Source organism: Bradyrhizobium sp. LVM 105 (assembly GCF_003957705.1).
GTDB lineage: Bacteria > Pseudomonadota > Alphaproteobacteria > Rhizobiales > Xanthobacteraceae > Bradyrhizobium > Bradyrhizobium frederickii.
In genome coordinates, this window is record NZ_QZMV01000025.1 from 1 (window position 1) to 19,114 (window position 19,114).

General features: G+C 59.0%; 14 protein-coding genes and 3 pseudogenes. 7 read left to right on the forward strand and 10 right to left on the reverse strand.

Annotated elements, in window-relative coordinates:
• Positions 1-52: 52 nt before the first annotated feature.
• Entirely contained in the window at positions 53-568 is a 516-nt protein-coding gene (locus tag D6B98_RS35985; protein ID WP_205680554.1) for a Rid family hydrolase, read from the reverse strand.
• 37 nt (positions 569-605) lie between these two features.
• Positions 606-1,127: a nuclear transport factor 2 family protein gene (locus tag D6B98_RS35990; RefSeq protein WP_126261728.1), complete on the reverse strand. Its 522-nt coding sequence runs from the start codon at positions 1,125-1,127 to the stop codon at positions 606-608.
• 424 nt (positions 1,128-1,551) lie between these two features.
• Here D6B98_RS35990 and D6B98_RS35995 point away from each other — a divergent pair, with 424 nt between their 5' ends.
• From D6B98_RS35995 to D6B98_RS36015, 5 genes and pseudogenes are all read left to right on the forward strand, one after another.
• Complete coding sequence (locus D6B98_RS35995) at positions 1,552-2,361, forward strand: DJ-1/PfpI family protein (protein WP_126261729.1); 810 nt, start codon at positions 1,552-1,554, stop codon at positions 2,359-2,361.
• 13 nt (positions 2,362-2,374) lie between these two features.
• On the forward strand, positions 2,375-3,421 hold the full coding sequence (locus D6B98_RS36000) for an alpha/beta hydrolase fold domain-containing protein (protein WP_235884883.1): 1,047 nt from the start codon (positions 2,375-2,377) through the stop codon (positions 3,419-3,421).
• A 604-nt stretch (positions 3,422-4,025) separates the two neighbouring features.
• Positions 4,026-5,235, forward strand: a pseudogene (locus tag D6B98_RS36005) (IS3 family transposase).
• A gap of 354 nt (positions 5,236-5,589) precedes the next feature.
• The gene (gene citF, locus D6B98_RS36010) at positions 5,590-7,182 is read left to right on the forward strand and encodes a citrate lyase subunit alpha (protein ID WP_126261730.1); all 1,593 of its coding nucleotides are present in this window, start codon (positions 5,590-5,592) and stop codon (positions 7,180-7,182) included.
• A gap of 67 nt (positions 7,183-7,249) precedes the next feature.
• A pseudogene (locus D6B98_RS36015) lies at positions 7,250-7,860 on the forward strand (fumarate hydratase); the annotation flags it as partial.
• 149 nt (positions 7,861-8,009) lie between these two features.
• Here the strand turns inward: D6B98_RS36015 and D6B98_RS41555 are convergent.
• A pseudogene (locus D6B98_RS41555) lies at positions 8,010-8,261 on the reverse strand (CoA transferase); the annotation flags it as partial.
• Positions 8,262-9,265: 1,004 nt separating this feature from the next.
• Positions 9,266-10,414 carry a CaiB/BaiF CoA transferase family protein gene (locus D6B98_RS36025; protein ID WP_126261731.1) on the reverse strand — a complete coding sequence of 383 codons (1,149 nt, stop codon included), beginning with the start codon at positions 10,412-10,414 and terminating at the stop codon, positions 9,266-9,268.
• A 224-nt stretch (positions 10,415-10,638) separates the two neighbouring features.
• Between D6B98_RS36025 and D6B98_RS36030 the strand changes: the two genes are divergently transcribed.
• A complete protein-coding gene (locus D6B98_RS36030) occupies positions 10,639-11,484 on the forward strand; it encodes an HpcH/HpaI aldolase/citrate lyase family protein (protein ID WP_126261732.1) in 846 nt (281 codons plus the stop codon).
• 38 nt (positions 11,485-11,522) lie between these two features.
• Positions 11,523-12,461 (forward strand): NAD(P)-dependent oxidoreductase, encoded by a 939-nt coding sequence (locus D6B98_RS36035; protein WP_283810188.1) that lies wholly within the window; start codon positions 11,523-11,525, stop codon positions 12,459-12,461.
• 78 nt (positions 12,462-12,539) lie between these two features.
• On the opposite strand, the gene D6B98_RS36040 is transcribed toward D6B98_RS36035, so the two are convergent.
• The 6 genes from D6B98_RS36040 to D6B98_RS36065 all read right to left on the reverse strand — a co-directional run bounded on the left by D6B98_RS36040 (position 12,540) and on the right by D6B98_RS36065 (position 19,110).
• Positions 12,540-13,466 carry an electron transfer flavoprotein subunit alpha/FixB family protein gene (locus D6B98_RS36040; protein WP_126261734.1) on the reverse strand — a complete coding sequence of 309 codons (927 nt, stop codon included), beginning with the start codon at positions 13,464-13,466 and terminating at the stop codon, positions 12,540-12,542.
• On the reverse strand, positions 13,463-14,212 hold the full coding sequence (locus tag D6B98_RS36045) for an electron transfer flavoprotein subunit beta/FixA family protein (RefSeq protein WP_126261735.1): 750 nt from the start codon (positions 14,210-14,212) through the stop codon (positions 13,463-13,465). The genes D6B98_RS36040 and D6B98_RS36045 overlap by 4 nt, the downstream gene beginning before the upstream one ends.
• 190 nt (positions 14,213-14,402) lie before the next feature.
• Entirely contained in the window at positions 14,403-14,816 is a 414-nt protein-coding gene (locus tag D6B98_RS36050; protein WP_164719089.1) for a hypothetical protein, read from the reverse strand.
• A gap of 12 nt (positions 14,817-14,828) precedes the next feature.
• Positions 14,829-16,463: a GMC family oxidoreductase gene (locus tag D6B98_RS36055; RefSeq protein WP_126261736.1), complete on the reverse strand. Its 1,635-nt coding sequence runs from the start codon at positions 16,461-16,463 to the stop codon at positions 14,829-14,831.
• Positions 16,464-16,612: 149 nt separating this feature from the next.
• Complete coding sequence (locus tag D6B98_RS36060) at positions 16,613-17,593, reverse strand: ABC transporter permease (protein ID WP_126261737.1); 981 nt, start codon at positions 17,591-17,593, stop codon at positions 16,613-16,615.
• Positions 17,590-19,110 carry a sugar ABC transporter ATP-binding protein gene (locus D6B98_RS36065; protein WP_126261738.1) on the reverse strand — a complete coding sequence of 507 codons (1,521 nt, stop codon included), beginning with the start codon at positions 19,108-19,110 and terminating at the stop codon, positions 17,590-17,592. The genes D6B98_RS36060 and D6B98_RS36065 overlap by 4 nt, the downstream gene beginning before the upstream one ends.
• Positions 19,111-19,114 lie beyond the last annotated feature (4 nt).

A 19,114-nucleotide genomic window follows, 5' to 3' on the forward strand; every position in this document is an offset into this window, starting at 1 on the left:
TCGCGGGTCAATCTTGCCCGCCGTCAGGCAGAAACTCCACTTATCGCGCTGTTCAGATTTGCGGGACCAGCTCAATCTTGAAATCGGGCGAGGTTAGCGCATCAATGCCAATGATCGACCACGCGGGGTACGGCTTTACGGCATAGCGTTCTTTCGCCGCCATGAAGGCTTCGAGATTATGCTGGATATCGACATGGTAGCTAACGACCTCGACCAAGTCGGTCATATCCAGACCCTCAAGGCGCAAAATCTCGGCTGTTCGTTGCAACGCCAGTTCCGTTTGCTCAGCGACGGTGTCACCGATCTTTCCATCGGGCCTGCGCCCGATTTGACCGGCGATAAAGAGCAGCCCGCCGGCCCGAACGGCGGGCGAGTAGCCAAATTTGTCGTATGATCCGATACTGGCTGCGAAGGTTGGGTTGTCTACTGGAATCTCAAGAACTGTTTTTCTCATTGCGGCAATCTTCTTGGTATCCTGCGCCTTTGCGCGTGGCGGAGCGATTGCGACGATGCCGGCGGCAGCACCGGTGAGCGTCATCACGGAGCGTCTGTTAAGCGGTTCGATCATCGGTCCTCTCTATATCGTGAGTATCAAGCATCGCGCATCAGCGCATCCAATCGGACGAAGGTGGCGTGAAGCCGCGAAGACCGGCAAATACGTCGAAGCCCGGTGGCCGCGCGCCATGGATCAGAGGTTCGAATCGGGTTCGCGTCAGGCGCATGAATGCGATCCGCCACTGGCCGTTGTCCCAGCGATAGCGCTCTTCATAGAACCCGGTCCCGTAAAATCCCGTCGCACCGGAGAAGTTCTTGAGGTCCACTGGATGGGGCCACTCAACCAAATCCATCATCGCCCACACGCCTTCGGCAGTGTGGGGTCCGGTCAATCTGATCTCAGGGGTGTGGCAATGGTGGGCGGTCATTGAGGCTTCGAGTCGCCGAGCCAGATCATCGACAAAAGTTGCACCGTTACCGCCAACAATCGTGAAGCCTTCAAGTTGCAGTTCGGGGGTGAACAGCTCTTTCAAGCGGCCCCACTGCTTGCCGTCTATGAAGCGGCAGTAGCGAGACTTGAGGCGCTTGATATCCTCAATGTGCGCCAAGTCTCCCGGCGTTTCTCCGGTCATGATTTGCCTTAATAGTCACCGAAAGCGCTAGTACTTGCAGCCAACCTATCAAGGTCGCTACCGCCGAAAAACGACGTAGATCCCTCATTCCTGGCCGCTAGAGCGGCTTCCACCCGATGTGAGAGGTTGTCCTGGTTGCCACATGGACGAGCATGGATAAGCAAATTTGTTGAGGGATCTGCGCTGCGAGGCTCTTTGGAGAACTGACGACCTCCTCGAGTAGCCGAATGCAGCACCAGTTCAGCTCCTGAAAACATCGCCCAAATTGAACGAAAGACTTCCGGACACGCTGCGGTACCCGCACAATTGGCCCTGAGCCATGGCGTGAATTGAGGGAACGATGTCGTTTGGGCCCGGCGTTGATCACGATAAAAATGCTTGAGCGCAATTCGGCGCTGCTGACGTGACAACTGGAGCATTGCACATGGCCGAAGACATCGAGTCAAAGCTAAACGTCTCGGCGTCGGCCGATCTTTCGCGCCGCGCGCTCATGCTCGGCGGTCTCGCCGGGGCTGCCGCGGTCCTCGGCGGTTTACCGCTGCCTGCAGCCATCGCCGCCGAAGCCATCGATGCCGGCAGCCCATTCCACATCCTGTTTGTCCTGTACGAGAAATTCACGCTCCAGGACTTTGCTGGCGCAAATGAGGTACTTGCCCGCCTTCCACATGTGAGGGTTAGTATCGCAAGTCCGCAGGGTGGCACGATCATCTCGGATACGCACGTCTCGATCGGCGGAAGCCAGAAGCTCGCAGACGTGCAGGGCTGCGATTTGATCTGTGTCCCCGGCGGCACGGATCGCTCGACGATGATGACGCCTGATGTGCAGCAGGATTTGCGACGCCTCTCTGACGGGGCAAAATACGTCACCTCGATCTGCAACGGTTCGCTCATCCTTGGAGCAGCCGGCCTTCTGAAGGGGCGACGAAGTGCCTGTCACTGGGCGCAGCGCAATTTACTTCCGCAGTATGGGGCCATCCCAGACCCCGCTCGCGTCGTCATTGACGGCCGCTACATGAGCGGCGGAGGAGTAACGGCCGGCATCGACTTCGCCTTAACCGTAGCTGCCATGCTGCGCGGCCCCGTCCAAGCTCAAGTCGTCCAGTTGCTGATGGAGTACGAGCCTGACCCGCCCTTCCACTCAGGCCGCCCCGAGAGCGCACCGCCTGAGGTTCTAGAGGCTTTCAAGACTCAGTATGCGGCACTCGCAAAAATTGCCGGCCTCGTGAAGGGCTGATAGGAGCACCCTCGTGAAGACGCTGCCCTCATTCGTGCGGACTGCTGGTTTGGTCGCATTGTCTGTCTGCTTTGGCACTGCGAACGCGCAGGACCGCGTCGCGCCCGCCCGCCCCCTGCCTGCGCCTTCCGACATCAGCAGCGCGCTTCAAACGCTGGTCGCAAAGCCACCACCGGCCGACTTCAATCAGTGGCCCAACACTCCACAGGGTTGGGCTGAACGGCAGCGATCGAGTGAGGCGAACGGCACCAAGACGGCGCTGGCCTTGGCGGAGCGCCTGCATGTGACCGTGACACCGATGGTGATGGGCGGCGTGCGCGTGTTCGATGTCATGCCTTCCAGCCTAGCGCCGAAAAATCGCAATCGGCTGCTGCTTCAAGTTCATGCGGGATGCTACGTTCTTGGTGGCGGAGAGGCGGCGGCTGTCGAGACGATTTTGATGGCAGGCTTCGGTAACTATCACGTCATCGCTATCGATTATCGCATGCCACCGACCGCTTATTTCCCGGCTGCGCTTGATGATGTGGTTGCCGTCTGGAAAGAGGCGCTCAAGACTCGCAATTCCTCACAAATGGCCATTTTCGGCACCTCAGCCGGAGCTGCACTCACACTTGCAACAATGTTGCGCGTTAGAGATCAAGGCATCCCGCTTCCTGGCGCCATCGGGCTTGGCGCTCCGATGGCGGACCTGACCGGTGTCGGCGACAGCTTCGCCACCAACTCGATGATTGACAACGTTCTGGTGTCACGCGAGGGCTTCTGCGAGCCGGCAGCTCGCCTCTACGCAAACGGGCACGATGTCGCTGATCCCCTCTTATCACCTATCTACGGGAAGCTTGCGGAGCTTCCGCCAGCGATCCTGACGAGCGGCACGCGAGATTTACTGCTGAGCAGCACGGTACGCCTACACCGCAAGCTTCGCCAGTCCGGTGTGGACGCACAGCTCCAGATCTTCGAGGCCATGTCTCACGCGCAATATCTTCGCGATGACACCATGCCAGAGACGCGCGAGGTGTTCGAGGAGATTGCGTCATTCTTTGACGGCCATCTCTCGAAATAGCAGACCTGAACATCCTAACGCCAAAAGCAAGGCGGGAGCCGAGATCCTATTTCTTCATGATACCGAAATTCCCCAACATGGAGCTGCTGTGATGATGATGGACCATGTTTCTCCTTTTCTCGAAGGAATGCGCGCTCGCAACCCTGATTCTCTTGGCGAGCATCTCGCCGATCACGTGGTGCTGGAGAGTCCAATTTTTTACGGAGCCCTTTGTTGGTAAGGAGGCGGCTCTGGGCGTGCTTAGGGTCCTTCTTTCGGGCATCGACTAGTTCGAGGCGACCGACATCATCGCGGGTGAGAACCGCGCTGCCATCATGTTGCGAATCCGCGCGGGAGACGCCGAGGTCACTGGCGTTGATGATCTGAGCGTCGACACTGATGGCCGGATCGCAAGGATGTCGATCCAGTGGCGCCCTCTTGAAAAGTTCGTCGCGATCCAGCAACGGCTCGCTCCCTTGATTGGCGCGCCGAAACTTCGCCTCGTTCAGATATAAGTGTCGCTGACCTACCGGCCTCTGGCCAGCTCGCCTGGTGAACTGCCCCCCGTTTCGACCGGACACCGGCGTTAGCCGGAGGAGCTAGGCCTAGTCCTAGGCATACGCCTATGTCCGACACGTTTTCGAAGGTGGAAGTCATCACCGGCGTTGCCCGGCGGCGGCGGTTTACGACGGAGCAGAAGCTCTTGGTCGTCAACGAGACGCTGCAACCGAGCATGTCGATCAGCTATGTTGCTCGTCGCCATGGGCTCTCCCCGAGCCTGGTCTTCCGATGGAGACGGCTGAGGAAGCGGTGCGGGCCGACGAGAATGTGGTCGCCGCGTCCGAGGTCCGGCGGCTGGAGGAACGGGTTCGAGACCTCGAACGCCTGCTGGGCCGCAAGACCATGGAGATCGAGATCCTCAAGGAGGCTCTTGATCTTGCACGCGTAAAAAAACCGACCTTGCTGTCGCGATCGCAGGCACCGGAGGATGCCCCGTGAAACGGATCGCAGAGACCCTCGGGGTGGCCCGCTCCAACCTAATTGAGCGAGCGGGTGGCAAGCGTCCGAAGCGCGGTCCCCAGACCCGCGCCGGGGATGCGGAGCTCACGTCTGATATCCGTCGCCTGGTGGATAGCCGCCCAAGCTATGGATACCGGCGGATCGCCGCGCTCCTCAAGCGCGAGCGGCGATCCGCCGGCCACGACCCTGTCAACGCCAAGCGCGTCTACCGACTGATGAAGAAGAGCGGCTTGTTGCTGGCCCGGCATACAGGGCGCCGCACCCCGCGGGCCCATGACGGAACGATCATGACAAGCCGCTCCAACGAGCGTTGGTGTTCGGACGCGCTGGAATTCACCTGCTGGAAATGGCGAGATCGTGCGGTTGCCTTTGCCCTGGACAGCCACGACCGCGAGGTCATTAGCTGGGTGGCCACAACAGCTGGGATCTCCGGTGAGATGATCCGGGACATGATGGTCCACTGTGTCGAACAGCGGTTCGCCGACATCCGGGCTCCGCGCAAGGTGCAATGGCTGACCGACAATGGATCCATCTTCGCCGCCTATCGCAACCTTGAGATTGCCGCCGCCCTGAACCTCGAGCCCTGCTTCACGCCGGTCGAAAGCCCCGAGAGCAACGGCATGGCCGAGGCGTTCGTCAAGACCTTCAAGCGTGAGTATGTTCGTGTGAACCCGATCCCTGACGCGAGCACCGCCCTACAGCGGATCGACCAATGGATGGAGGATTACAACTCAGAACACCCGCACTCCCGGCTGGGCTACCGCTCACCGCGGGAGTACATTGCATCACTCAAACCAGCCGAGTGTCCGGTCTGACGGGGGCAACTCCACCTTGATACAATCGCATTTATTTGATCGATTGTGCGGCTCTGTCGCTTAATGCGAGCTCAAATGTCCGGCTCCCACGAACGCCCCTTGCATTTGAGCAATACACGACGATCGCCTCCGGATCGCCTTCAGCGCGCGGTCACTGACCGCTCCGGTCCGCCTCTAAGTGTGAGCTAGCTGCCATTGGAATTTGCTCTAGCTCTTCAAGCGAATTCGCTATTTCTCCGCCCCACCACATATGGCAAATGACACCTGGATTTTGGCACAGGGCTATTAGTCCTCGTTCTCAAGCCAAACGACGCTGTATGGCAGACCTCCGCACTGCTCGAAGGAAAGTCGCAGATGCCGGACATCCTAGGACGAGGGTTACCCAGCTCCATAGAAGGCTACGGCAACGTGAACCCCTTCGCTGGGGCATTGCGGGTGCCCGGTCCCATATCGCGCGCCGCGACCGTCCTCCGCAGCGCCACGCGTGGGGTTCCAAAAACACTGCCAAGCGTCAGGGCAGCGCTCGACGCATGCGAGCTTCGGAATGGTGCGACCATCTCATTCCACCACCATCTCCGCAACGGTGATCGCGTCCTGAATCTGGTACTTTCCGAAATTGCGGCGAAGGGGTTGAGAGACATTACGGTGGCGGCAAGCGCGCTGTTTCCCGTCCATGCTCCACTGGTCCAGCACATCCATCGTGGGGTTGTCAGTGGACTGGCGGCGAGTACCATCTATGGACCGCTTGCCGATGCGGTTTCAAGGGGGGAACTGGCTAAACCCGTACTGATGTTTACGCACGGGGGCCGTGCGCGCTGCATCGAATCCGGCGAACTTCACATCGACGTAGCCTTCGTTGCTGCGCCGACCGCCGATGCGTACGGTAATCTCAACGGCGTCAACGGCCGGGCCGCCTGCGGTCCGCTTGGCTATGCAGTTTCCGACGTTCAGTACGCCGATCGCGTCGTCGCCATTACGGACAATCTGGTTCCATATCCGGCTACACCGATAGAGATTTCACAAGACTGCGTCGACTTCGTCGTCGCCATCGATTCCGTCGGCGATCCGGAGCAGATCGTCTCGGGGACCACGCGTCTGACGACAAATCCCACCGGTTTGCAGATTGCCGAAACGGCAGCCAAAATAATCCAGGCATCCGGATTGCTTAACGAAGGCTTCTCGTTTCAGACGGGTGCCGGCGGCGTATCGCTTGCCGCGGCGGCCTTTCTCCGAGACATCATGATTCACCGCAAGGTGCAAGGCAGCTTCGCTTCCGGAGGCATCACCGGTGGGATCGTCCAAATGTTCGACGCGGGCCTGTTTCGTGCATTGCTCGATGTACAGGCCTTCGACCTCGAAGCCGTCGCATCCTTTCGGCGGAGCCCGGCTCATCAAGGCATGTCGGCTTCAATGTACGCCAATCCGCACAATCGCGGATGTGTGGTGAACCAGCTGGATGCAGTCATCCTCGGCGCCGCCGAAGTCGATCTCGCCTTCAATGTCAACGTAACAACGGGAAATCAAGGCCTGATCCTCGGAGGATCGGGAGGACATGCGGACACCGCTGCCGGAGCCAAGCTCACATTGATAACCACGCAACTGACCGCCGGTAACGTGCCGAAGATAGTCGATCGCGTCAAAACGTTGACCACGCCAGGGGAGACCATCGATGTCGTCGTCACCGAATCCGGCGTCGCGGTCAATCCTCAACGCACCGACCTGCTGGATCGCCTAAAGTTCGCGAATATACCTGTGGTCTCGATCGAACGATTGAAGGAAGAAGCGATACGCAAGGCAGGCCCAGTGACGGCGCGCGCCATCGAGAACGACAAGATCGTCGCAGTGGTCGAATACAGGGATGGCACCGTCATCGACGTCGTGAGAGCGGTGCCGACGATCTCGACGACGAGGACCTGGAGCTCCGGTGAAAGCCCCGACCGCGGTTAGGTCACATCCTTGATCGAGCTATTTTCGTCGACTGTGCATTTGGGCCTCCCGGAGGAGAAGATCTATTATGACCGCGCTCATTAGCGAGGATGATGTCATTCGTAGCGTCGCGGACGCTCTCCAATACATTTCCTACTACCATCCACCAGACTACATTCGTCACCTGAACTATGCCTATGAAACCGAGAAGAGCCCCGCGGCGAAGGATGCGATCGCCCAAATTCTTGTAAATTCGCGAATGTCCGCTCTCGGAAAGCGGCCCCTGTGCCAAGATACGGGCTTGGTAAGTGCATTTGTGAAAGTGGGCATAAACGCGCGCTTCGCGGCGACACGAAGCCTTTCCGACCTGATCAACGAGGGCGTGAGGCTTGCCTACACGGACCAAAACAATCCGCTACGAGCATCGATCGTGTTCGATCCGCTGTTCGCTCGTAGGACACGCGCGATAATTCGCCGGCGGTGGTTCATGCCGAACTTGTGCCCGGCGAACACCTCGACATCACGCTTTGCGCCAAGGGCGGCGGATCGGAGAACAAGGCGCGGTTCGTCACGCTCAATCCAAGCGATTCCGTCGTTGACTGGATATTGGACACTATACCGACGCTGGGAGCCGGCTGGTGTCCGCCCGGGATCATCGGAGTTGGAATCGGAGGAAGCTGCGAGAAGTCACTCTTGCTAGTCGACAGCCGTCGATCCGTCTGGATTGCCCTCGATCGAACATGTGATGACATCCGGTCTCCGCTGTGTGAGAACATCGTGTGACAACCACGGCGTCGCATATTCGTCAGTAGCACACCGCCACCACCCCCCGTGGCGACCACAAGTGATTGGACAAGTTCTCGTCCCTCTGGACGGCGAAAGTCGACAACGAACGAGCGTTTTCCCTTGTTGAGGCCGGTCCAGTACAGGCTCCGACCTCGCGGCATCATCGGTTGACGCACGTAATCGATACCTCCGCCCGGCATATCGACCCGGATCACATCTGCGCCGAACTGCGATAGGGTCATACCGGCGAGAGGTGCGGCGATAAACGCCGAGTTCTCCACGACGCGAAGTCCCTGCAAAAGTTGATAGTTCATCACCGTCCTCAAGGCTCGTCAAAACCGGCCACCCAAATCTGCTCGGCCTGGGAGTGACGCAATCTAGTCTCGCTCATGACCGCAACAATCAGACTTATCTTGCCAATTATGCAGATTTACCGATCAAGCGGCCGAGCTTGCGAGAACGGCCGGAGTTTTGGCCGTCTTCACGCGACAGCCACGGTAGCAGGCATCACCGACACAGAAACCGAAGGCCCTGCGGTCCTCATACCCGTGCTGCGACGATGTACGACGCCAGGATCTGTCATCCGATGCTGCCACTCACCGACCGACGGGAGCACCTGATCATTCGGTCGTCAGCCTCTCGATCGCGCGTTTGGTTCTCCTGACGTGTTTGGAGGGACAGTGACGCTGGAGCGTCGGAGAATTCTGCGCTCGTAGTTGCCCGCGAGATGCAGGAGTCGTCGCTTAAATGAAGGGATCGGCGTCCCGCAATCTCCCTAAGCTGACGCACGCGCTCGACGAGAAAATCGTCATCCATCGGCTCGATTCTCCGAGATAGCCCGACATCATGTTGATCAACGCGAACGCACACCTCATGCGAGGACGTATTGCAAACCACTATGGCAACGAGAACGATTTAATAATTGGTCGGGAGCCGTTTGGCTGGCATCTTCTCGCCGTTTCTCCCGTGCATCCTCCTGGGTGCCACTGACTTGAGCCCGGCACATCTACGCCGGGCTTTTTTATTGCATTTGCGCGCGGCCACTTCAAACACGTCGACGTCACGTTGACGGGCGCGCGGTAATCGCTCTTAGCACGATAAGCAGGCTAGCGCCGCAATCAGGCCGCTTTCGACAAACGCGTCTTCTAAGCTTGTCTGCCTAGACCTTGTACCACCTGCAACGCTGGGACCAGCCGAAAGCAATGATGCCGTCGACGGCAAGAGGACGATCCGCTTATCCAACCGTCTGGTATCACTGGAACCTTGGAGTGTCCCTGGAGCCCACTGTCCAAAGAGCTCGTGGCCCGAATTGCTGGCATCACGCATTGCTTGCGACCCGGACGCGCTCCGGCGAAAACTCGGCTCTTATCCTGTTTCCATCGCGATCGAGGCTGGGGACCCCGCCATAGCACTTCGACTCGCCGCGCACCGAACTACCAGGCGCCAGGAGTTCGATGTCGCCACCATCGGTCGCCACGGTAACGTACTTGTTTTGCGGGTGGTCGATCAGATCCTTGAGTTCGGAAAAATGTCCGAACGCGATGCGCGCGCGTGACAGGCGCGCGACACACTCATCAGAATCAAGCTTTACGATTTGGTCGGCACACCACGCCTCGACCTGGGCTCGGTTCTCGATGCGAACCTTATTGCTCTCGAACCCCGGAGCGAGCACCTGCGTCGGCGCTCCGAAGACATCGGCACACAAGGACTTCCACTCACGCTCATTTTGCACCGATATCAGGACGTCCTTGCCATCGCGGCACGCAAACTTCCCGTACGGAACAATGGACGGATGCCTTAGCCCAAGTCGCATTGGCGTAAACTGCCCGTACTTGTGCTGCAGAAAGGGGACGTTCATCCAATCAGCCATCGCGTGATAGAGAGAGACGTCGATCACACGGCCCTTGCCGGACCTCGAGCGCCCCAGCAAGCCTTCAAGGATTGCCTGGTAGGCGGTCATGCCGGCCGCGATGTCGCAGACGGAAACGCCAACACGCGCGGGTTCATCGCCGATCCCATTGACCGCACAAAGGCCTGTTTCTGCCTGAATCAGGAGGTCATAGGCCTTCTGCTCGCTTCTTGGTCCCTCGCGGCCATAGCCGCTGATATTGCACACGATCAGCCGCGGATTGAGCACCAGGAGTTCATCGGAGCTGAAACCGAGCGATTCGATCACACCGGGACCGAGGTTTTGAATGAAGACATCGGCCCGCCTCAGCATGTTCTTGAGCAGCGCCTTATCCTCCGTCGCTTTCAGGTCCAGAGCGATTGATTCCTTTCCCCGATTGAGCCAGACGAAATAAGCGCTCTGGCCGTTCACGAGTGCATCGTACGCCCGGGCAAAGTCTCCCTCCGGCCGCTCGACCTTGATCACTCTCGCGCCGGCGTCAGCGAGCTTGCCCGATGCATAGGGCGCGGCGACGGCGTGCTCGACGGCAACAACAATGATGTTAGAGAGATCCGTCATTGTGCGTTGCCTCCATTCCTGTACCTGAAGACTGTGGCCCAATTGCCTTCTCCGCAACTGCATTGTGCCGATGGGTGCTATTGACTTACCCTATCGAGAGTCCCGCGGCTTTCAGTCATTGGTTTTCGCAATATCAGAGGTCAACGATTCGGTGTTGCGGTCGCAGAAGCGGATGCTTAACGCTGCCCGAACCTCCGCGACGACGCCTTTGGGTGGTCATGACGATGAGCGATCCATTTCTTGCCTTGTTCATTCCCGCCACGAGGCCTGAACGCTTCTACAAGGCGGCTTCTTCCGGCGCCGACGCGATCGTCATTGATCTCGAAGATGCAGTTGCGGCACATGATCGCGCCGCTGCCCGGAGAACGTTGCGCGCCGTTCTTCCAACGCAGGAATTTCCCGGCCAGGTCATCATCCGCATGAACGGACCTCGAACGGCGGATCACGATGAAGATGTTCGTCTCCTCGAGGATTTGCCGAGCTCGATCGGCGTCATGCTCGCCAAAACGGAGCAATGCGAGGACCTCTCACGCCTCGCCGACTTGCTTCCGGGTCGCTTGACAATAGGTCTGGTTGAGACGGCTACAGGCATCGCCAACGCCCGCCATCTCGCACCTCTATGCACCCGAGTGGCGTTCGGATCGATCGACTATGCGAATTCGATCGGAGCCGCTCATTCGGCGCGCGCACTGCTGGCGGCCCGGTCGGAACTCGTGTTCGCCTCGGCCCTCTCGCGTGCGGCCGCGCCGCTCGACGGCGTGACAATTTCGATAGGAGACGAGGCAGGAATTGAGTCCGATGCCTCCCTGGCCCGAGAGCTCGGCTTTCGGGGCAAATTGCTGATCCACCCTGCGCAGGTCGTGCCGGCGCTGCGCGGCATGGCCCCTCCGGCAGCGGATCTCGAGCATGCCCGCGCGGTTCTCGCGGCAGGCAACCGTGGCGCCCACGGGGTCGACGGGAAGATGGTGGATGCACCGGTTGTCGAGACCGCAAGACGCATTGCTGAGGACTACGACCGAATACATCGCCGGATCGACGCCATTGTGCGCAGATCCCCCTTGGCATCGTAGTTCATCCGCGAGCCCGCCCATTCAGGACCGACCGGCGAATTAAAGAACGCGAGGAAAGGTTGCGGCGAGGTTGCCGCCAGAGAGGAGCAGATATGGAGAAACAGATAGGTATTATCGGGATCGGCCTGATGGGGCACGGCATTGCCAAAAATCTTATCCTCCGAGGGTGGAAGACCCGTTATCTAAGACACGCGGGCAACCAACCGACGGACGATCTCGATGCGAAGGGCGCGGTGGGGTGGCCTTCAGCGTCAGAGCTCACGAGAACATCCGACGTTCTCATCCTATGCGTTACGGGCACTCCTCAAGTTGAGGATGTCCTGACCGGGAGCGGCGACGTACTTGATGCGCTCCGCCCCGGTACAATTGTTATCGACTGCTCGACAGCAATTCCGAGCTCGACGATCAGGTTGGCGGAGTTGGTCTCCGCAAAAGGCTGCCACTTTGTCGACGCTCCAATGACGCGCACTCCGAAGGAGGCCGAAGAGGGCCGGCTCAACCTCCTGGTTGGTGGGGACGCCGCTGTGGTCGAGTCCTTGCACCCTCTACTTTCTTCGTTCGCGGAAAACATCTTTTACGCCGGCGGCGTCGGGTCAGGGCACCAGCTCAAGCTGCTCCACAATTTTGTGTCACTCGGCACCGTCACATTGATCACGGAAGCCGTGGCCTGCGCCGCTAAAGGAGGCGTCTCAATGGGCGCACTTGTGGACTGCTTGAGCCGCGGTGGCGGCGCCGGCGTTGCGCTCGATCGGCTCATTCCTTACATTCAAAAAGAACAAACGGAACAACTTCGCTTCACCGTGGCAAATGCTTGCAAGGATTTTTCCTACTACAATCAGATGGCTGATGAACTCGGCGCTTCGCATTTAATCGCCGCTGGCATCTATCACACCCTAGATGGTTTGGTTCGCTGCGGCGAAGGAAACGCATACATGCCCCAGCAAGCCACATTGCTTCAGAAGCATGTCATAACGTGATCGATGCCGAGGCTTTCAGCGCCTCGCCTGAAAGAAGGGACTTGTCGGTCCCTTCTTCACCGCAACACTCCAGCATCCTCACAGCGCCTTTTCCAGTTGGGGCAAGGCCTCGAATAGATCGGCAACCAGGCCGAAGTCCGCCACCTGAAAAATGGGTGCATCCTGATCATTGTTGATCGCCGCGATAATCTTAGAGTCCTTCATACCAGCGAGGTGCTGTATGGCGCCGGAAATGCCGACCGCAATGTAGAGTTCGGGTGCCACCACTTTGCCGGTTTGACCCACCTGATAATCATTCGACACGAAACCCGCATCGACGGCCGCACGAGACGCGCCCACCGCGGCGTTCAACTTCCGCGCCACGGCTTCGAGCAGCTTGAAATTTTCGCCGGACTGCATACCCCGTCCCCCCGAGATGACAACCTTGGCTGAAGTGAGTTCAGGTAGATCCGATCGAGAGATGGTTTCGCCCACGTAGGAGGACAGGCCCGGGTCAGCAACGGCCTCTTTACGCCCGACGACGGCGTTCCCGGTCTCGCTTGCCGGCGGAAACGAGGCGATACGCACCGTGATCACCTTCTTCGCGTCGGTCGCTTGGACCGTCTGGACGGCGTTGCCCGCGTAAATCAGTCGGACAAATATGTCGGCTGCCTTCACGTCCGACACTTCAGACACCTGCATCACATCAAGCATCGCGGCCACGCGCGGCATGTAGTTCTTGCCGTTATTGGTGGCCGGCGCGACGATGTGATCGTAATCGGCCGCAAGCGCGACAATATTCGCCGCCATGGGCTCAGCCAGCGGACGCTCGAGCTCCGCAGCGTCGATATGCAGAACCCTCGTCACGCCGGTCAATTTTGCCGCATGCTCAGCCGCTGCCGCGGCCTGGTAGCCCGCCACGAGTACGTGAATATCGCCACCCACCTTGGCGGCCGCGGACAGTGCCTTGTGAGTAGCTTCTTTCAGCGACGCGTTGTCATGTTCCGCGATGAGTAGAACGGTCATCGGATCGCACCCGTTTCCTTGAGCTTTGCTGCGAGCTCGCTCGCCGAACACACCTTCACGCCTGCCTGCCGTTTTGACGGCTCCTCCGTCTTGATCAGTTTGAGGCGCGGTTTAACATCTACGCCGTAGTCTGCTGGAGTCATTTCGTCGCAAGGCTTCTTCTTTGCCTTCATGATGTTGGGCAACGATGCATAGCGCGGCTCGTTCAGCCGGAGATCCGTCGTAACTATAGTTGGCATCCTGAGCCTGACGGTCTGCAGGCCGCCATCCGCCTCGCGCACGACGGTCAAAGTCGACTCCTCTATGTCGATCTTCGAGGCGAACGTACCTTGTGGCCAGCCCAGCAACGCGGCGAGCATTTGTCCCGTTTGATTGCAGTCATCGTCAATGGCTTGCTTGCCCAGAATCACGATGTCGGGTTTTTCGGCTGTAACGACTTCCTTGAGCACCTTGGCCACGCCGAGCGGCTCCACATAGTCCTCGTGCTTGACCAGAATGGCCCGGTCGGCCCCCATAGCCAGCGCCGTGCGTAGCGTCTCCTGGACCTGGGCAGGGCCGATCGAAACAACTACCACTTCGGTGGCCTTTCCGGCTTCCTTGAGGCGCACCGCCTCCTCCACGCCGATCTCATCGAAGGGGTTCATCGACATCTTCGCGTTGCCGATGTCCACGCCCGAGCCGTCGGCCTTAACACGGATTGCGACATTGAAATCGACGACGCGCTTCACCGCGACGAGAATCTTCATCGATCGAATTCTCCCGATCTTTTTTGACAGTTTGGACTGAGATGTGTGCCGGAACGACTTTTCGATCGCCTGCGCTCGATGCACTTGGCGACAGGACTTGGCTTCGGCGACGGGCCCGGATTGGAGCAACGGGCAGGCCAGCCGCACGTGGACGACGGCCTACCCCCTTCAAAGTCCGGAGCGACTTGACCTAGACCTTAACGTAGCAAGGTCCGCGGGCAATAATGGGCTCGATCGTCTCCATGATCTCGTCGTAGTCGGGATTCATGGGAAGCGCCTGGAAGCCGGTGAATCCGAGATTCTTGGATACCTCTTCCCCCGAAAAATACGCGCCCGCGACGAACCGACCGACGACATCCATTTCCTCGACCGGGATCGCATTGACAAACGCGAGCGGATCGTGAGGATTCTCCGCAGGCAGCTTGGAGACGATCTCGTAGAACCGTGGCGCGAGATCCGGGCGCGCTTTGAGTGCGCGCGGGAGCAGCGTCTCCAGAACGCCGGCGGCCCTCGCGGAGGGCATACCCAGCTCATTGTCCCCCGGGATCATGGCATCGCACAGCCACCCCAGCTGAGCGCGAATGTCTTCGTATGTAGTGGACATAAAAGGTGCTCCTCAGGCGACTTTCGATGAGACTTTCTGATCGCGACGACTGTTCACGATCGCTTCGGCATTGCGCAGAGCGAGTGCGGCCACGGTTCCGGTTGGGTTCACCGGCCCCGATGTCGGCATCACGCTGCCGTCCATCACGAACAAATTCGGGACATCGTGGGCGCGTCCGAATCCATCGACCACCGATGTCGCGGGGTCCGCCCCCATGCGAACCGACCCGAGAATGTGCCAGCCTGTTTCACGCGAGTCCGGCGCGATAACGGTCTCGTACGCCCCCGCCTCGCGCATCGAGATCGCGGCGTGCTCCTCGTGCCATTTGACCAACTTTCGGGAATTGTCGTCACACCGGTAGATGACTTTCGGCGCTGGAATTCCGTCCGCATCCTTCAAGACCGGATCGATCACGACCCTATTTTCGGGATTCGGCAGATCTTCGCCAATAATCGACCACATCGCGGAGCGACCGAACCGCTTGTGAACGGTCTTGTGGAATTCCGCTCCCCAGCCCGCGCGCTTACCCCACGGCCAGACGCCAATTGTCCCGAGCGGTCCGCCCGTGCCCATGAGCTGCCACTTTGCGCCGCGTACGAACCCGACACCGGGCTGCGTCTCCGTGAATTGCTGCGAATAGGCTCTCTGTCCGGTCGGACCCTGCCAACTGTCGAAGTGATCATCAAACAGGCCCATCACCATGCCGTGGGGGTGCATCATCAAGTGGCGTCCGACCATATCGGAGCTATTGGCGAGCCCCTTGGGGAACTTCGCACTATGCGAGTTCAACAGGATCCGCGGGCTGCCGATGCCGTTGGCACTGACGATGACGATTCGCCCCGCCTGGAAATGCGTCTTGCCCGACTCACGATCAATATAGGTGACGCCGGTCGCGAGACCCGATGGGTCGGTTTCGACCCGTGACACGCGCGCCCGCTGCACGAGCTTCACACCTAGCTTGATGTTGGTGGGCCAATGCGTCCGGTCGACGGACCCCTTCGCTCCGTCGAAACAGGCCGGAGCCATGCATGCACCGCGCCGCACGCACGGGTTCATGCCGTTATGCTTCACCGTGGCAATGGCGTTGGTACCAGGCCAAATGTGCCACCCCAGACGCTTGTGAGCAGCGAATAGTTTCTTGTCGATCACGCCCATCGGCATGGGCGGGAGCGGTGGATCGAACGGCGGATAGGATGGATCACCACCCACTCCCGACACGGACATCTGCTCCTCTGCCCGCGCGTAGTACGGAGCCAGGTCATCATAGGTCAGCGGCCAGTCCGCACCGACGCCGTCCAAAGTCTTGACGCGGAAATTGCTCGGCTGAAAGCGATGCCACGCCGCGGCGTAGATCACTGAACTTCCTCCAACGCCATTCCACATGAACGGCGCAACGTCTGATTCCTCGTCGTTGATCGGATAGTCGGCTGCATTCATGCGCCTGTTCGGGTACCAACTGAACACCTGGTCTCTTTTGAGCTCGAATGTCGGCTCATCGAAATTGATCGAAGTGTAGTTCGGGTACTCGCCCTGCTCGAGGCAAACGACGGATAATCCAGCCTCCGCCAGCCGACGAGCCGCGATCGCTCCACTCGGTCCGGAGCCCACGATAACGGCGTCCACAATGTCCTTCGTGCCTGTATTCACGGCATCCTCCTCGTTCCAAATCAACGCTTACGCGTCGATGGCTTTTTCAAACGGCTGTCCTGATAGCGGTGTGTCGCCCGCAAGTTCTTTTCATCGGGCCCTGCGCGTACTCGCCCCGATTTCCGCGCAGGGCCCTCCCCATGGGTGACTCAACGCGATCCCGCAATACGCTTTTGGAGGGCGTCCAACAGGACCGCGGCAAGAATGATCGAGCCGGTCGCGAAGTCCTGCCAGAAGATGTCGATGCGAGCGAGATTGAGGAAGTTCCTGATCAGCGCGATGACCACGACACCGATGATCACTCGCAGGATATTGCCCTGCCCGCCGCTGAGGCTGACACCTCCGATAACAACGCCGGCAATCACTTCGAATTCCAATCCGCGGGCCGTGTCGGCCTGGATCGATCCGATACGCGCCAGCAGGACCATCCCGGCGAAGGACGCGCAAAGACCACAAATCATCAGACAAACGATTTTGATGCGATCCACGTTGATTCCGGACAGCGCAGCCACATTTCGATTCGCACCAATGGCATACACCTTCTTTCCGAAAGCCGTGTGGTTGAGGAGGACGTAACCCGCCAGAATCGTCAGGATTGCGATGATGAAGGGCATCGGAATGCCAAGGGGTCGCCCAAGGCCGATAATCCTGAATGACTCCGGGACGTTGGACACCACCTGTCCTTGAGTTGTCACGAACGCTAGGCTTCGGGCGATCATCATCGTTCCGAGCGTGGTTATGAACGACGGGATGCCGAACTTTGTCACGACAACGCCGGCGAAAAGGCCGAATAGGGGCCCCACCACCAGCGCAAGCGCAAACGTTGCCGTGATTCCGATCTCGGGCATCAGCTTGCCGGCAATGGATGCCGTCAGGGCCAGGACGGCACCCACGCTGATATCGAACTCGCCGTTTATCATCACGATGGTCATGCCTGCAGCCACGATTAGCGCTGCCGACATCTGAGCCATCAGGTTCTGAATGTTTATCACGGACGCAAACCGCGGTGAGACGATCGACATCACCACGACCAGAACGAGCAGGACAGCCACGGACTGGATGAGACCGTACGAGCGTCGAATACTCTCCTGCAAATTCGAGCGCCCAGCCTCTAGCGTGTATGTGCTCATGCCGCTTTCCTCCCACTGACCGAAGTTTCGAGAATTCGATTGTGCTCCAGCTGCGCGCCGGCAAACTCTCCAACGATGGAGCCGCGGAACATCACGATAGCCCGGTCACAGAGCTTCTCGATGTCCGGCATCTCGGTGCTGATTATGATGACTCCGACACCTTCGGAGGCAATGCGTTCGATGATCTTTCTGATCTCGTCCTTGGAGCCGACGTCTATACCGACGGTCGGATCATCCAGAATGAAAATTTTTGGGCGCGTTTCCAGCCACTTCGCAATCAGCACCTTCTGCTGGTTTCCGCCACTTAGCGTTCTGATCGGAACATGCGCGCTCGGCGCCTTGACGTTGAGCTCACGGACGCACCGCGTTCCCATGGCGTCGATCTTGCTCCTCGACAGCAACCCCAGTGCATTGCGCAACTTGCCGATGATGGGAAGCCCAACATTCTCCGCGATGGTGAAATCGGGCAGAATCCCCTCGCGCAGCCGGTCACCGGTCAACAGGGCCACCCCTTCCTTGATGGCCTTGCCGGGATTCCAATGGCTCTTTACGTTACCGCGGATCGCGATCGTTCCCTTGGACGGCTGATATCCCTCGACGCCGAACAAGGTCTTTGCGAGCTCCGTGAGACCGGAGCCCGTTAAACCGGTGAAGCCCAGGATTTCGCCACGATGAAGATCGAACGAAACGTCGTGAAGCATCCCTGGCACACTCAGACCCCGCACCGACAGAAGCACCTCAGTGCTCGCGACCGCACCTCGCTTGCTCCTGGCGTCGACTTCGACCAGCTTACGTCCGAGCATATGCTGCACAACCTCCGAAATCGAGGTCGACTCCTTCTGCAGATTGGCGATGGTCTGGCCGTCGCGCAATATCGTAATCGTGTCGCAGATCCGAAATACTTCGGACAGATAATGGGAAACGAAGACGATCGCGACGCCTCTGCGAGACAACTCGGTAATGAGCTTGAGAACGACGTCGACCTCGGTTGCGGTCAGCGAGGACGTGGGCTCATCCATCAGCAAGATGGTTGGCTTCCAAGTCATCGCCTTGATGATCTGCACCATCTTCTTCAGGTCATTCGGCAGCCGGCTGACTTGCTGACTTGCGTCGACCTCGATTCCGTAGTGGTCGAGAAGCTCTTGCGCTTTCGCGTTGAGGCTGCCAGCCGTAAGAATGCCGAGACGACTCGTCGGCTCATTGTTCAGGAAAATGTTCTCCGCGACGGTCATTCCTTCCACAAGATTTATGTCCTGATGGATGGTCACGATGCCGCGCTTGAGGGCGTCGATCGCGTTGTGTGGGCTGTAATCTTTCCCGAGCAACTTGATGCTCTCGGCAGAATCGGCCTGGTAGACGCCGGCTAGAATCTTGAGAAGGGTGCTCTTGCCCGCTCCGTTCTCTCCGACGAGCCCAACCACCTGTCCCTTTTCCAGCGTGAAGCTTGCGCTTCGAAGAGCCTTGATGCTGCCGAAGGTTTTCTTGACGTCCTTGCAGACGAGTGCCAACTCACTCATTGTT

Coding starts and splice junctions, on each gene's coding strand:
- D6B98_RS35985 (WP_205680554.1), bottom strand. CDS start 568: ATGATCGAACCGCTTAACAGACGCTCCGTGATGACGCTCACCGGTGCT.
- D6B98_RS35990 (WP_126261728.1), bottom strand. CDS start 1,127: ATGACCGGAGAAACGCCGGGAGACTTGGCGCACATTGAGGATATCAAG.
- D6B98_RS35995 (WP_126261729.1), top strand. CDS start 1,552: ATGGCCGAAGACATCGAGTCAAAGCTAAACGTCTCGGCGTCGGCCGAT.
- citF (WP_126261730.1), top strand. CDS start 5,590: ATGCCGGACATCCTAGGACGAGGGTTACCCAGCTCCATAGAAGGCTAC.
- D6B98_RS36025 (WP_126261731.1), bottom strand. CDS start 10,414: ATGACGGATCTCTCTAACATCATTGTTGTTGCCGTCGAGCACGCCGTC.
- D6B98_RS36030 (WP_126261732.1), top strand. CDS start 10,639: ATGAGCGATCCATTTCTTGCCTTGTTCATTCCCGCCACGAGGCCTGAA.
- D6B98_RS36040 (WP_126261734.1), bottom strand. CDS start 13,466: ATGACCGTTCTACTCATCGCGGAACATGACAACGCGTCGCTGAAAGAA.
- D6B98_RS36045 (WP_126261735.1), bottom strand. CDS start 14,212: ATGAAGATTCTCGTCGCGGTGAAGCGCGTCGTCGATTTCAATGTCGCA.
- D6B98_RS36050 (WP_164719089.1), bottom strand. CDS start 14,816: ATGTCCACTACATACGAAGACATTCGCGCTCAGCTGGGGTGGCTGTGC.
- D6B98_RS36060 (WP_126261737.1), bottom strand. CDS start 17,593: ATGAGCACATACACGCTAGAGGCTGGGCGCTCGAATTTGCAGGAGAGT.
- D6B98_RS36065 (WP_126261738.1), bottom strand. CDS start 19,110: ATGAGTGAGTTGGCACTCGTCTGCAAGGACGTCAAGAAAACCTTCGGC.